The sequence below is a fragment of the Shewanella inventionis genome, assembly GCF_014641855.1.
Classification (GTDB): domain Bacteria; phylum Pseudomonadota; class Gammaproteobacteria; order Enterobacterales; family Shewanellaceae; genus Shewanella; species Shewanella inventionis.
Window position 1 is genome coordinate 11,906 of the sequence record NZ_BMII01000029.1, and the last position, 14,292, is coordinate 26,197.

Below are 14,292 nucleotides of genomic sequence, written 5' to 3' on the forward strand. Positions count from 1 at the left end.
CCCTTAGACGGCCTGCACAAAACTCAGTCGACGCTCGTAATCAATTCTCACCAAAAGCATTACTGCAGCGGTCATCACCCATAAACTACTGCCACCATAACTAATAAACGGCAATGTAAGCCCTTTTGTAGGCAACATACCAATACTGGCGCCCACATTTACAACCGTTTGAAAGCAGACCCAAATACCCACGCCATAGGCCACATAGCTTTCAAATGGACGTTGCATCTTTAAACACAAATTACCTAATCTAATCGCGCGGATAGCCACAAAAAATAATGCAATTAGCACCATAATGATGCCTACAAAGCCAAGCTCTTCGCCTATGACAGCAAAAATAAAGTCGGTGTGTGCCTCAGGCAAATATGCCAACTTCTGAATGCTGTTTCCGAGACCTTGACCAAACCAATCGCCTCGACCATAAGCCATCAATGATTGCGTTAACTGATAACCGCTACCAAAAGGATCTTCCCATGGATCCATAAACGAGGTGACTCGTCGCATACGATAGGGTTCAAACAATACCAGCAGTATAAATGTCACTACGCCCAGTAGAACAAGAGCCATAAAGTCGATGATTCGGGCGCCCGCTAAAAACAATAAACTCACGGTGCAAACAAACAACACCACCACAGTACCTAAGTCCGGTTGTAATAAAATCAACACAGCAAATAGGCCGTATACTCCAATCGGTTTGTAGAATCCCTTACGGTTTTCACGTAATTCACCATGGCGCCGAACCAAATAACCTGCCATGTACACAATAAATACAAACTTGGCCATTTCAGCGACCTGAATACGAATAGGCCCAAGAGATAACCAACGCTTTGCACCATTTACTGAGGTACCAATAAACAACACGGCAACGAGTAAAACCAGTACGCCTAACATCAGCATGCCACTGTTTTTTTCCCAGTAACTGACATCAAACTTGAGCACAAAAAATGCAATAACAACACAGCCAACCAAATACAACACATGACGATACATAAAATAAAATGGATCGCCGGTCAGTTTGGTGGCTTCGGGCATCGACGCCGACATCACCATCACAAACCCAAAACACATCAAACCAATAATGGCGACAAGAAAACTGCGGTCATACAGCGGCATTCCTGGTTTGCTGTTATCCGACAACAATGACGGTAAAGCCCAATTCAAGCCTTGTTTAAACAGGTTGAGTTGTTGCTCGTTACTCGCCATCGACTAACGACTCCACACATTGCTTAAAATCATCGCCACGGGCCATAAAGTTTTTATACATATCTAAACTTGCACACGCTGGTGATAACAATACAATATCGCCCGACGACGCTAACTCTGCTGCTTTAGCAACAGCTTCTGCCATGTTAGTGACCTGTATTGAATCCGCTTTTAACTTGGCAATTTTAGGACCATCACGGCCTAATGTTATCAGCTGAGTAATATTGGCTAAAGGCTCGGCAAGCGGGCTAAAATCGCTGCCTTTACCGTCTCCGCCAGCAATTAAATACAAATCACCAAGATGCGAATTCAACCCTTCTAATGCCGCGACGGTCGCCCCAACGTTCGTGGCTTTAGAGTCATTGATGTAAGAAACACCTTGTTTAACACCCACCAACTCACAACGATGGCTTAAGCCAACAAAATGCTTTGCTACCTCAACCATCGACTCTTTATCTACACCACAGGCATAAGCTAGCGACATAGCAGCAAGTAAATTAGCGTGGTTATGGCTGCCAATTAATGAGACATCGATTAAATTCACTATCTCACTGTCGCCATGGAAAATCTTGCCATCACTTAGCCCCCAAGCGTCGCCTTCTGGCACACCTAAACTAAAATGGTTTTGATTCCTTGGTTCTAATGGATACGTCAACTCATCGTCTAGGTTGTACATGACAAACCGGCTTTGCGGATACAGACGTAACTTAGCTTCGCGATACGAATTTAAATCACTGTAACGGTCCATATGATCTTCACTGATGTTCAAACACGTGGCCGCAATACAATTTAACGAATGCGTTGTTTCAAGCTGAAAACTTGATAGTTCAAGCACATAAAACTCTGCATCTTGCTCGAGCAAATCTAATGCCGGCGTACCAATATTGCCGCCAATCGCCACCGACATACCATCCTGACGTAGCATTTCATAAACCAATGTTGTCACCGTTGATTTACCATTTGAGCCGGTAATTCCAACAACACAAGGCTTGCGTTCGGCCACTTCACGAGCAAATAGCTCCACATCGCCAATCACTTCAATCCCCATGTCTAGTGCGGCGCGCACTTCAGGGGTATCAATCGGTACACCAGGACTAATAATAATTTGGCTTGCTTGCACCAAATAGCGACAATCGAAGCCACCGGCAATTAATTCGATATCTGCAAACTCTTGTGCCAGTGTCTCTGCCCCTGGAGGATGACGACGACTGTCCATCACTAATGGCTTAATGCCCTTGGTGGCTAAAAAACGCACGACCGAAAGCCCTGTGGCTCCCAAGCCTAAAACGATGTGCGTGTACTTAGATTGCATAATATCTACCTTAAATAATTGCTTAGCGTAGTTTCAGCGTCGCAAGACCTAATAACACTAAAAACAATGAAATAATCCAAAAGCGCACAATCACTCGTGGCTCTGGCCATCCCTTTAACTCATAATGATGGTGTATTGGCGCCATGCGGAAAATACGTTGGCCACGCAATTTATATGAGCCGACCTGTAAGATCACCGATACGGTTTCCATTACAAAGACACCGCCCATTATCACCAACAAAATCTCTTGGCGAACAAGAATGGCTATAACACCTAATGCCGCACCTAAGGCCAATGAACCTACATCACCCATGAACACTTGCGCTGGGTAAGTGTTAAACCATAAAAAGCCTAAGCCAGCACCAACCATTGCAGTACATACAATCACTAGCTCACCCGCTAACGGTAAATGCGGTAAATGCAAATAACTGGCAAATTGCGCATGCCCAGACAAATACGCAATTAACGCAAATGCAGCAGCCACCATCACGGTAGGCATAATCGCTAAACCATCTAAACCATCGGTTAAGTTTACCGCATTACTTGCACCAACAATGGTGAAGTAAGCCAGCAAAATAAACATAAAGCCGAGTTGCGGCATCACATCTTTAAAAAACGGCACCACTAACTGTGTCTCGCCACTTATTGTCGATGAACTGTATAAAAATATCGCCACCACTAGGGCCGCAATAGACTGTAAGGCATACTTCCAGCGTGCAATCAGTCCTTTAGAATCTTTTTTCACCACTTTACGGTAGTCATCAATAAAACCGATAACCCCAAAACTGCCTAAAACAAAGAGTGTCACTAATACATAACGATTAGATAAATCACCCCATAACAGCACACTGATAAAAATGCCTGCAAGAATAAGAATACCGCCCATGGTTGGCGTGCCACGCTTACTAAAATGCGACTCTGGGCCATCATTGCGAACAACCTGGCCAATTTGCAGCATTTGTAAACGCTTAATTAAAATGGGGCCCCACCACAAACTAAACACTAATGCAGTCAACAAGCCCAAAATAGCTCGAAACGTTACGTATGAAAAAACGTTAAACCCGCTATAAAATTGGGTTAAATACTCGGCTAGATAAACCAGCATCTACACTAACTCCCCACGCCCATAGGCATTTAATAAACTGTCGACAACTCGCTCCATCGCGGCGCTGCGAGAACCTTTAACTAAAATAGTGATACTAGCTTCAACCTCTTTAAGGTGCTGTTGTAGTGCCGCTATCAATGTGTCTTGTGTTGAAAAATGCTCGCTACCAAATGCCTCACTGGCATGCACAGATAGTTGGCCGCAACAAAATAAACCCTCTATTGCTGCATTTTTCGCCTGCAAACCAACGCTGGCATGCAAAGGGGCAGCATTGTCGCCTAATTCGCCCAAATCTCCCAGCACTAAACAACGAAAACCTTCACGTTGTTGCAACCAATTGATGGCTGCACTGACAGACGAAGGATTTGCGTTATAACTATCATCAATTAATAGGATCCGCCCAAGATTATGGGGTTGCATACGCCCTTTAACCGGTTTAAGTAATGCAAAGCCTTGTGCAATGTAAGCGAGAGGAATATCAAGTGCTAAACACAACGACGCTGCGGCCAAGGCATTACTCACTTGATGTAATCCGGCCAGCGGTAATTGCACCCTCGCGTGCTGATTGTTAAACGTTAAAGTGAAATGGTAACAGCCATTCTGATCGGCGTTGATATCAATGGCTTTCACATCTGCCACCACACCTTCTTGACGAGAGAAAAGCAGCTGGTTATGCCCCTGTGATTGCTGTTGCATGTATGGAGCATATTTATCGTCGGCATTGATAACCGCGGTGCCATTTTTAGCTAAATGATTAAATATTTCAGACTTAGCCTTGGCCACGCCATCAAGGGAGCCAAAACCTTCTAAGTGCGCACTACCAATATTGTTGACTAATGCCACTTGTGGCTGCACTAATGACGAAGTGTAATCGATTTCACCACTGTGATTGGCGCCTAGCTCAAACACGCCATATTTATCACCTTCGGTTAGGCGTAATAATGTTAACGGCACACCAATTTCATTATTAAAATTACCCGCTGTAAATAGCACTTGGTGTTGCTGCGATAAAATCGTCGCCACCATTTCTTTTACGCTGGTTTTCCCGTTAGACCCTGTTAGTGCAATACTGATAGGGTTAACCAATTGACGCACCAAAGCCCCAATTCTGCCCATGGCTTTTTGTGTGTCGGCTACCACGATTTGTGCAACATCAAATGGCAAAACGTGGTCAACCAACAACGCAACTGCACCGTTCTCAATGGCGGTGCTAGCAAAATCATGGCCATCAAAACGCTCACCCTTTAGGGCAACAAATAAACACTGACCGTCTATTTTGCGGCTATCTGTACTTACAGCGGCAATCATTTGGTCATTACCCACTAAAGCACCTTGTAAATGCTCGGTAATTTGGGTTAACGATAAGCTAATCATAATGCGTCCTTAGACAAAGCAAGTGCTAAAGCGCGTTCATCATAATCGATACGTTGGCCTGCAACTTCTTGATAGGTTTCATGGCCTTTACCTGCAAGTAAAACAATATCGTCAGGTTGTGCCAATGCTGCAACCTGAGTAATGGCACTAATACGGTCAACATGGGTCAGCGCTTTTTGTGGCTGGCTAATGCCTTGTAAGATGTCATCAATAATGGCTTGCGGATCTTCGCTGCGAGCATTGTCGCTAGTAATCATCACTTTGTCGGCATAGCGCTCAGCGGCTTGTGCCATTAACGGCCGTTTGCCTTTATCACGATCGCCACCACAACCAAACACACACCATAACGTGCCTTTGCAATGTACGCGCAATGCTTTTAACGCTTGCTCAATGGCATCTGGCGTATGCGCATAATCAACAACCAGTGTGGCTTTATTTGGCGCAGAAAAACGCTCCATTCTGCCGGCTACTGGCACGATAGTTGGCATTACAGCTAACATTGCTGTCATCGACATGCCCTGTAAATACAAGGCAGCAATGGCAGCGACTAAATTAGATAAGTTAAACGCACCCAACAAAGGCGACTCGATTTGGGCTGATAATGTTGTTTGATCATTTAATGCGGGATAATGTAACGTCGCGCTAACACCCGCGTCATGGTAATGCACCTTGGTACAATAAAAATCTGCACTCGTATCGCCAAGAGCACTAAATGAATAAATTTGTCGGCCAGCTAACTCAGCAAACCATTTAGCACCTGTTGTATCGTCGATGTTGATCACACCGTGTTTTACGCTAGGAAAATGAAATAAACGTTTTTTCGCTGCGGCATAAGCGTCCATATCACCATGATAATCAAGATGATCGCGGCTTAAATTGGTAAAGACAGCCGTCGCAAAAGGCACCGCTTCTACACGTCCTTGCACCAAGCCATGGCTAGAAACTTCCATCGCGCATACTTTTACGCCTTGGGCATTAAACTCAGCTAATTGCTTCATCACAGTTATGGCGTCAGCCGTGGTGTTACCGCTGTCGACCAACTTACCCCAAACACCGTTGCCTAATGTCCCCATAACAGCAGATTGATGGCCGAGTAAATTGACAATTTGCGCAATAATTTGCGTAACAGATGTTTTACCGTTAGTACCTGTTACACCAATTAACGCTAGCATATGGGTGTGCGCTTCGTAAAACTGAGCCGCCACAGCCGACAGTTGCCTTGTCAACTGAAAAAAATGCACTAATGGCACTTTATATTGTTGTAAATCAACAACACCGTGCTCACTTGGGTTATCTGTATGTACTAATATGGCAGCAGCACCAGCAGCAACCGCTTGCGGAATAAACTGACGGCCATCCACCTTATAACCAGGTAATGCCACAAATAGCCCATCAGCTTTAACATTGCGGCTATCGAGGGTTAAGTCGTTAATAAACTCTGAACCGGCATAATGAAACCACGGTGCTAATAAATCATTTAATAACATTATGCTGCGCTCCTTGCGCAGTAGCTAAATGAATAGCCTCACGCTCTGAAATTGGCTCAACGTTCAGCATTTGCAATGCCCCAGACATAATTTTGGCAAAAGCAGGCCCCGCAACATCACCACCGTAGTACTTGTCACCTTTTGGCTCATTTATCACCACCGAAATGGCTAAACGAGGATTATGAACCGGCGCAACACCAGCAAATAAACCAACATAATCATCGCCATACCCACCAGCAACAGCCTTACGGCTAGTACCGGTTTTACCCGCTACAGGATAGCCGTCAATGTGGGCCTTTCTGGCGGTGCCACCCTCTTCGGTTACTCCTACAAGCATTTGCATAACATCTTGAGCAACCTGAGTTGAAATGACTTGTTCGCCTTTAGGAGCCTGTTTGAGTTTTAAAATTGATACTGGGTACAAAATACCGCCACTACCTAACGTGGCATACATGCGGGCAATTTGCAGTGGTGTTGCTGTAAAGCCGTAACCAAACGACAGTGTTGCTCGCTCAAAGTCAGACCAACGATTACGATCATGAATTAACCCAGCGCTTTCTCCAGTTAAATTGATGCCCGAATAGTTACCCAACCCCATAGATTGATAAGTCCCTAACAGCTGCTGCACAGGCATAGACAACGCCAATTTACTGATACCGACGTTACTTGATTTAACAAGGATTTTGGCTAACGACATGTCACCGTAATTGTTAGAGTCGCGCACTTGACGCCCGCCAATGCGCATCCAGCCAGGTGAGGTTTGGATAAGCTCATTTGCTTTAACTGTGCCCGCTTCTAATGCAGCAGCCACAACAAAAGGCTTAACCGTTGAGCCGGGTTCAAAGGTGTCGGTTAACGCGCGGTTACGCATACGATGCGTCTGTAAATTATCGCGCGCATTGGGGTTATATGATGGCGTATTTGCCATCGCCAATACTTCACCGGTATGCACATCAATCACCACTACAGAACCCGATGTTGCTTGGTACATTTCAGTGGCTCGCTTTAGTTCACGATAGGCCAACTGCTGAATGCGTTGATCGATACTTAACACCAAGTCATTAGAGCTCTCACCCTCTTGAACAATATCTAAACGCTCAACCACATTACCATCACGAGATTTACGTACCTTTTGTTTAGATGGCGTGCCCGTTAGCCAAGTGTTGTAAGTATTTTCAATCCCCTCAATACCCACATCATCAATGTTAGTAATACCGATTAATTGCGCGGCAATTTCGCCACTAGGATAATAACGACGCGACTCAGATTTAAGATAAATGCCGCCAATTTTAAGCTGTTCAATATAATCAGCTACGGCAGGAGTGACTTGACGCTTTAGATAAACAAAACGCTTTTTAGGGTTTCCCTTTACTTTACGAACCAGCTCGTCAACAGGCTCTTGCAACACGTCGGCCAACGCTTGCCAGCGACGCATGTCTTTAAATGCATTTTGATCATGAGCATGTTTAGGGTCGGCCCACACCGCACGCACAGGCACACTCACCGCGAGCATGTCACCATTACGATCGGTAATTAGCCCTCGTTGTACTTGATTACTGGTGGTGCGCAAAGTACGCATATCACTTTCTTGACGCAGTTTGTCTGGCTCAATAATCTGAATATAGGCCGCACGAGCAATCAAACTACAAAATAATAACAACACAAACCCCACCACAACGTATAAACGCCATGGGATCAGTTCGTGATTTAATTTTCGTTTTGCTTGTCTTGCCATAATCCCTATGCTCACTGAACTCGAATAATAATTTCGTCTTTGGGCAGCGGCCGAGCCATATTCAGTTCTTTGGTCGCCATTCGCGTCACACGGCTGTGTTCAGACTGCGATTGCTCTTCTAATAATAAATTGCGCCATTCAATATCTAACCTGTCTTGCTCTTGCAGCAATTGGTCCCATTGCGAAGTCAATTGCCGAGTGACATGGCTGGTATAAACCACCACAACCCCATTTGCCATCACTAACGCACCAAGCAGAACAACCCACTTATGACGCCAAAGGTCTTGCAACACTATGCGAGGTAAACTTAATGGTGATTGGCTCACATTAACCTCGAAACTTAGTAATCTAAGCGCTCTGCAACTCTTAATACCGAGCTGCGGGCACGTGGATTTTGTTCTAGTTCTGCCTCTGAAGGTTTCATCGCTTTACCAACAGCTTTTAACTTACGCGACTTGTTAATTTCAGCTTCTGTAATAGGTAATCCATGTGGCACGCTTTCGCCTTGACTATGACGACGAATAAAACGTTTCACCATGCGATCTTCTAAAGAGTGAAAACTGATCACTGATAAGCGCCCTTCTGGAGCCAACACAGTTAATGCCCCCTCAAGCGCCTGATCTATCTGCTCCAACTCGCTATTGATATAAATTCGAATCGCCTGAAACACACGCGTTGCTGGATGCTTGTTACGTTCTTTATTCTTAGTAATTCGTGCAATTAAATCGGCCAATTCTTTGGTGCGTAAAAACGGTGTTTTTTCACGATCGGCAGCAATGCAGCGGGCAATATGGCGAGCATTTTTTTCTTCACCATAGGTTTTAAATACCCATGCCATGTCTTCCACTTCTGCGCGTGCAATCCACTGAGCAGCCGTTTGACCTTGGCTGTTATCCATACGCATATCTAATGGGCCGTCACGTAAAAAGCTAAAACCACGTTCGGCATCATCTAACTGCGGAGACGACACGCCTAAATCTAATAACACACCGTTAATTTTGCCGGTTAATCCTAACTCGCCAACATATTCAGCTAATTGCCCAAAACCACCATGCACAATTTGAAACCGCGGATCATCTGCAAATTGCTTAGCAGCCTCAATGGCTTGAGGGTCACGATCGATTGCAATTAAGCGGCCGTTTTCGCCCAAATGGCTCAACACATGTCGAGAATGCCCACCACGACCAAACGTGCCATCAATATAAATGCCGTCACGTTGGATATTGAGACCATCTACGGTCTCATTAAGTAATACTGATAAATGGGCAAACTCTTGGCTCATTGGTTTTTTAACCTTTTTGGTCACTACAGTGAAAAGTTGGCCAGGCGTTCATTGCTGGCTAAATCTTGGCTTTGGATCAGGCTATTACCGTCATCCATTTGTTGCTGCCAAGCTGACTCTTCCCATAATTCAAATTTATTCAGTAAGCCCACCAGCATGGTTTTCTTTTCTAAACTGGCAAAACTTCGTAATGCCGGCGGGATAACAATGCGCCCGTGGCTGTCTAGCTCACAATCTTGTGCGTGACCCAGTAATTTTCGTTTAAAGGAGCGTTCAAGCGGATCGGTATCAGAAAGCAGCCTTAGCTTTGCTTCTATCTGCTCCCATTCATGTAATGGGTAAATCAACAAACAGGCAGATTCAATATCAACAGTAATGATCACAGTACCGGCATGTTCTGCACGCAAAGCATCACGGTATCTCGCAGGTATTGCGATCCGTCCTTTAGCGTCCATGTTAATTGCACTGGCACCCCGAAACACCCTATTACACCTCTTTTGTTAGCATTTGATCCACAATGATCCACTTTTTCCCACAAATGCTAAGTTTAGGGACTCTATGCAAGTGTTGTCAAGGGATGGACTGATATATTAAATCCAGACGCCAAGCGGGTTAGCAGCAAATTGATCTAAAACAGGATGAATAACAAAACGCCTGATAAAAAACAGCTTGAAATCAGGGTAAATGAGTTAAACCAGACACATAACGGTCATTTTATCGACGTAAATACAGAGCAATCGTTAATGTAAAGTGACTATATTGTGTTAATAATCCACCTTTTGATTGAAATACAGTATTAATGCAGGAAGATTAAGGGCTGTTAACACTAAAAAATGGTCGATTTTGATCATTAAATAATGTTAAAAAAAACACTCCACCCTAAATGTAGCGCGTTCAACTATGCCAAATGGCCACACTCTTCGACGTTTACACCGTTGGTTTGCACTCGTTGCCGGACTCCAAATGGGGATATGGGCATTATCAGGTACTTACATGGTATTAATGGATATCGATTTCATTCGTGGAAACACCATCACCACACCACAAACGCCAAGCAAACTATCCGGCGTTAATTATCCATTAGCACAATTACTGCAACGATATCCAGATGCCACTCAATTGCGTATAAGCCAACAGCAAACGCAGGCATTTTATCAATTCAAATCACAATCACAGTTAATTATTCTTAATGCCGACACAGGCTTACCGCTTAAACAGCTAACAGAACACCATGCTAGGCACATTGCCCTGAGTGCATATTCGGGAGCAGCAAACATTAAAAATGCATTTTTATTAGCAAAAACGGCCCCCAGAGAACTCAATCCCAATTGGTTGCCTGTTTGGCAAGTTAACTTTGCCGACATCAGTAACAGCAGTATTTATGTATCGGCCATTTCAGGCGATATAGTGACAAAACGTCACAACTATTGGCGACTTTTTGATGTGATGTGGATGCTGCATATTATGGATTACGATACTCGCGATAATATCCATAATAATTTGCTCACTCTTATGGCTTGCCTAGGATTACTCACCGCAGTTTTCGGCACTCTGTTACTGTTGTGTAGATTACGAAATAACAAGGTGAACCCATGATCCGCTTGCAACAACTGCACAAATGGCTTGGGTTATTAATAGGGCTGCAACTGCTGCTGTGGTTGAGCACCGGTTTGTTGCTAAATATTATCCCACCTGCTTGGTTTTCTGCTGATTTACACCTGCAAACTCAGCCGACGTCTGAACATGTTACATCATTAAACCAAGACATTAGGGTTTCGATAAATGATGTGGTGAGATTGTCTAGCAAGCCGCTAAGTGAAATAGAATTAATCACCATTGTCGACCGCCCGGCATACCAACTCACCCAGTTAGATCGTCAGAAAATATTTATATGGGCTGACACCATGCTAACCACACACACAAACCAACAAGCATTAAGTATAGTGAGCCTCAGTGAGAGCCAAATACAACAAATCGCCCATGCAAGTTATCGAGGTGATGCTCCCCTAGAGCCTGCAAAAATACTTAACAATCCCACTACTATGCCTAAAGGCACATTGGTCATTACCGCTCGTGATGAAGTTGGTACACGTATTTTTGTTAATCGACACTCGGGTAATGTGATAGCACATCAAAATGATCGCTCTGATTATCAGCAGTGGTTATTGATGCTGCATTTTATGGATTACAACTCGGACAATGGCGTGAGTTTTAATCACGTTTGGACGCAGATTATGGCTGTGTTAAGTTTATTATTTGCTATAAGCGGTATCCGATTATTGTTACATCAACTGCGAAAGGGACACTTTTGGCCGCTAAGAAAAAACTCGGCGACGGTCAATCTCTATCACGCGGGTCAATTCATTGCACAACTCAATGGTCGCTCAGGTGTTATGCTCGACAATATCAACCGCTATGCTGGTCAAGGTAAAGGGTTAATCACCCAATGTGGTGGTGGAGGCCAGTGCGGTTTATGCGCGCTGCAGTACTTAACCAACCCGCCAGCCCCTAGCAAACATGACATTGCCAAATTAAGCGCACGTAAACTAACTCAAGGATATCGCCTCAGCTGCCAGCATATAGTCAGTAATGCAGACTTAGGCTTAAGCTCACACCAGCTCAGCCAGTGGTATGAAAATGACTCTAAAATGAATAAACAAACCTGAGCTCTGGATAACAAACGCCTTTCAAACAACCATTTGTCTTACTAACTGCGTTACTTGTATATAATAAAAAGACTTGTTACTAAAACAAATGACAAATTTGAAAGTAGACCAGAATTAACGTTTTGATTTTTAACATCATAAACCCATCTTTTATCCAAACTTCTGAATAACAACTTACAATGACTAAATTTTAACCATGAGGTGCCGATAACAAGTTATAGTAGAGGAAATATCCCAGATAGATTTATCAGCACAGGAGGGCCTGACATGAGTATCGACAGCATTTATGCCATGCTAGCAAGACCTGTGCGCGCGGTAAGTGAACGCAGAAGGATCGTTGAGCAGGTCAAAAACACTAGTGCTCTCAACGCTGATAGCCATGAGGCGCCGCAAACGCAACTCCCCCCTAAAATTCCCCACCAAACCCTTGTTGCCAAAAAAGCCCTTGTTCGCAAAGAACGGCGCGCAAAATTGCGCACCATCGACGACAAAAAAAATCTCGGCAGCCGCTTAAGGCGAATGACCACCGACGAGCGATTTTCCACTCGTGGAGAAACCGCCAGTCAGCATATTGATATAGAGGTGTAGCATTACGTATTTTATTGGGGTTGACTGTTTGGACTGACTTGCGCCACAGCTTGCTTCCACCCTGCATAAATTGTCGCCCTGTGCTCATGGTCCATATTAGAGGTAAACTCACGTTCGGTAGACAACATCGCTTTTAACTCATCAGTAGATTGCCAAACCCCCACCGCTAACCCTGCTAAAAAGGCGGCACCCATTGCGGTTGTTTCGGTCACAACAGGGCGTATGACTTTTGCTCCGGTTATGTCGGCCTGAAACTGCATTAAAAAGTCATTGGCAACAGCGCCACCATCGACTCGAATTTCTGATAGCGGCACTTCAGAATCTTTACTCATAGCATCCAGCACATCCCGTGACTGATACGCAATGGCTTCTAATGCTGCGCGTATGATATGGTTTCGATTTGCACCACGAGTCAAACCAATAATCGCGCCGCGAGCGTCTGCATCCCAGTAAGGCGCCCCCAAACCAACAAAAGCGGGCACGAGATATACACCATTGGTGTCATCCACTTTTTCAGCAAAATATTGGGTGTCGCACGCATCTGCGATTAGGCCTAACTCATCGCGCAGCCATTGGATCACTGCGCCGCCCATAAAGACAGAGCCTTCTAGGGCATAATTCACTTTAGCATCAGCACCAATAGCCACTGTGGTTAATAAACCATGTGTCGACTCAACAGCTTTCTCGCCAGTATTCATTAATAAAAAACACCCGGTGCCGTAGGTGTTTTTAGCCATACCGGGCTGAATACACAATTGGCCAAATAACGCAGACTGTTGATCACCTGCCATCCCCGCTACAGGTACATGGTTTCCTGCAAGTTCGGTGTAACCGTATATTGCACAAGAGGGTTTAATGTCTGGCAGCATGGCAGGAGGTATATCAAACAACTCAAGGAGCTCTTTATCCCATTCTTGAGTATGAATATTAAATAGCATGGTACGCGATGCATTGGTTGGCTCTGTCACATGAACCTCACCCTGAGTGAGCTTCCACACTAGCCATGTATCAACTGTGCCAAACAGCAAATCTCCAGCTTCGGCCTGTTCACGCGCACCGTCTACATTGTCTAAAATCCACTTAATTTTTGAAGCAGAAAAATACGGGTCTAATATTAGGCCTGTTTTCTGGCGTACCATTTCCTCAGCACCTTGTGCTTTGAGTTGTTGGCAAATACCTTGGCTCCGTCTACATTGCCACACCACCGCATTGCATATTGGCTTACCCGTGTGTTTGTTCCACACAATCGTCGTTTCACGCTGATTAGTAATACCAATAGCTGCAACATCATGTCGGCTTATGCCTGCTCGAGTTAATACCTCAACTAAGACTGAACTTTGCGATGACCAAATTTCCATTGGATCATGTTCAACCCACCCTGCTTGAGGATAATGCTGGGTAAACTCTCGATGCGCAACAGCAACAATATTCGCCTGGTGATTAAACACAATCGCACGAGAACTGGTTGTGCCTTGATCTAACGCGACAATGTATTTTTTAGCAACCATCTGATTTCCTATATCATTTTATTATGATTATT

At 44.5% G+C, this 14,292-nt stretch carries 13 protein-coding genes; 3 read left to right on the plus strand and 10 right to left on the minus strand.

Annotation, left to right across the window (positions count from 1 at the left end):
* Positions 1-3 precede the first annotated feature (3 nt).
* Genes ftsW through mraZ form a run of 9 tightly spaced genes read right to left on the minus strand, consistent with a single transcriptional unit; the run spans position 4 to position 9,980 of the window.
* The gene (gene ftsW, locus IEW93_RS16190) at positions 4-1,203 is read right to left on the minus strand and encodes a cell division protein FtsW (protein WP_188740332.1); all 1,200 of its coding nucleotides are present in this window, start codon (positions 1,201-1,203) and stop codon (positions 4-6) included.
* Complete coding sequence (murD, locus tag IEW93_RS16195) at positions 1,193-2,515, minus strand: UDP-N-acetylmuramoyl-L-alanine--D-glutamate ligase (RefSeq protein ID WP_188740333.1); 1,323 nt, start codon at positions 2,513-2,515, stop codon at positions 1,193-1,195. The genes ftsW and murD overlap by 11 nt, the downstream gene beginning before the upstream one ends.
* A 22-nt stretch (positions 2,516-2,537) precedes the next feature.
* Positions 2,538-3,620 carry a phospho-N-acetylmuramoyl-pentapeptide-transferase gene (gene mraY / locus IEW93_RS16200; protein ID WP_188740334.1) on the minus strand — a complete coding sequence of 361 codons (1,083 nt, stop codon included), beginning with the start codon at positions 3,618-3,620 and terminating at the stop codon, positions 2,538-2,540.
* Positions 3,621-4,994, minus strand: a complete 1,374-nt coding sequence (locus IEW93_RS16205) for a UDP-N-acetylmuramoyl-tripeptide--D-alanyl-D-alanine ligase (protein WP_188740335.1) — start codon at positions 4,992-4,994, stop codon at positions 3,621-3,623. It lies immediately after the preceding gene.
* Positions 4,991-6,484, minus strand: coding sequence for a UDP-N-acetylmuramoyl-L-alanyl-D-glutamate--2,6-diaminopimelate ligase (gene murE / locus IEW93_RS16210; RefSeq protein ID WP_188740373.1), 1,494 nt, complete (start codon positions 6,482-6,484; stop codon positions 4,991-4,993). The genes IEW93_RS16205 and murE overlap by 4 nt, the downstream gene beginning before the upstream one ends.
* Positions 6,468-8,216 carry a penicillin-binding transpeptidase domain-containing protein gene (locus IEW93_RS16215; protein WP_188740336.1) on the minus strand — a complete coding sequence of 583 codons (1,749 nt, stop codon included), beginning with the start codon at positions 8,214-8,216 and terminating at the stop codon, positions 6,468-6,470. The genes murE and IEW93_RS16215 overlap by 17 nt, the downstream gene beginning before the upstream one ends.
* An 11-nt stretch (positions 8,217-8,227) precedes the next feature.
* The gene (ftsL, locus tag IEW93_RS16220) at positions 8,228-8,542 is read right to left on the minus strand and encodes a cell division protein FtsL (RefSeq protein ID WP_188740337.1); all 315 of its coding nucleotides are present in this window, start codon (positions 8,540-8,542) and stop codon (positions 8,228-8,230) included.
* Positions 8,543-8,556: 14 nt separating this feature from the next.
* The gene (gene rsmH, locus IEW93_RS16225; RefSeq protein ID WP_188740338.1) at positions 8,557-9,498 is read right to left on the minus strand and encodes a 16S rRNA (cytosine(1402)-N(4))-methyltransferase RsmH; all 942 of its coding nucleotides are present in this window, start codon (positions 9,496-9,498) and stop codon (positions 8,557-8,559) included.
* Between the two features lie 23 nt (positions 9,499-9,521).
* Positions 9,522-9,980, minus strand: a complete 459-nt coding sequence (gene mraZ / locus IEW93_RS16230) for a division/cell wall cluster transcriptional repressor MraZ (RefSeq protein ID WP_188740339.1) — start codon at positions 9,978-9,980, stop codon at positions 9,522-9,524.
* Between the two features lie 418 nt (positions 9,981-10,398).
* Between mraZ and IEW93_RS16235 the strand changes: the two genes are divergently transcribed.
* The 3 genes from IEW93_RS16235 to IEW93_RS16245 all read left to right on the plus strand — a co-directional run bounded on the left by IEW93_RS16235 (position 10,399) and on the right by IEW93_RS16245 (position 12,752).
* Complete coding sequence (locus IEW93_RS16235; protein ID WP_188740340.1) at positions 10,399-11,094, plus strand: PepSY-associated transmembrane domain-containing protein; 696 nt, start codon at positions 10,399-10,401, stop codon at positions 11,092-11,094.
* On the plus strand, positions 11,091-12,164 hold the full coding sequence (locus IEW93_RS16240) for a PepSY domain-containing protein (protein WP_188740341.1): 1,074 nt from the start codon (positions 11,091-11,093) through the stop codon (positions 12,162-12,164). The genes IEW93_RS16235 and IEW93_RS16240 overlap by 4 nt, the downstream gene beginning before the upstream one ends.
* A gap of 267 nt (positions 12,165-12,431) precedes the next feature.
* A complete protein-coding gene (locus tag IEW93_RS16245; RefSeq protein WP_188740342.1) occupies positions 12,432-12,752 on the plus strand; it encodes a hypothetical protein in 321 nt (106 codons plus the stop codon).
* Between the two features lie 11 nt (positions 12,753-12,763).
* Here IEW93_RS16245 and glpK read toward each other — a convergent pair whose 3' ends face one another.
* Entirely contained in the window at positions 12,764-14,260 is a 1,497-nt protein-coding gene (gene glpK / locus IEW93_RS16250; RefSeq protein ID WP_188740343.1) for a glycerol kinase GlpK, read from the minus strand.
* Positions 14,261-14,292 lie beyond the last annotated feature (32 nt).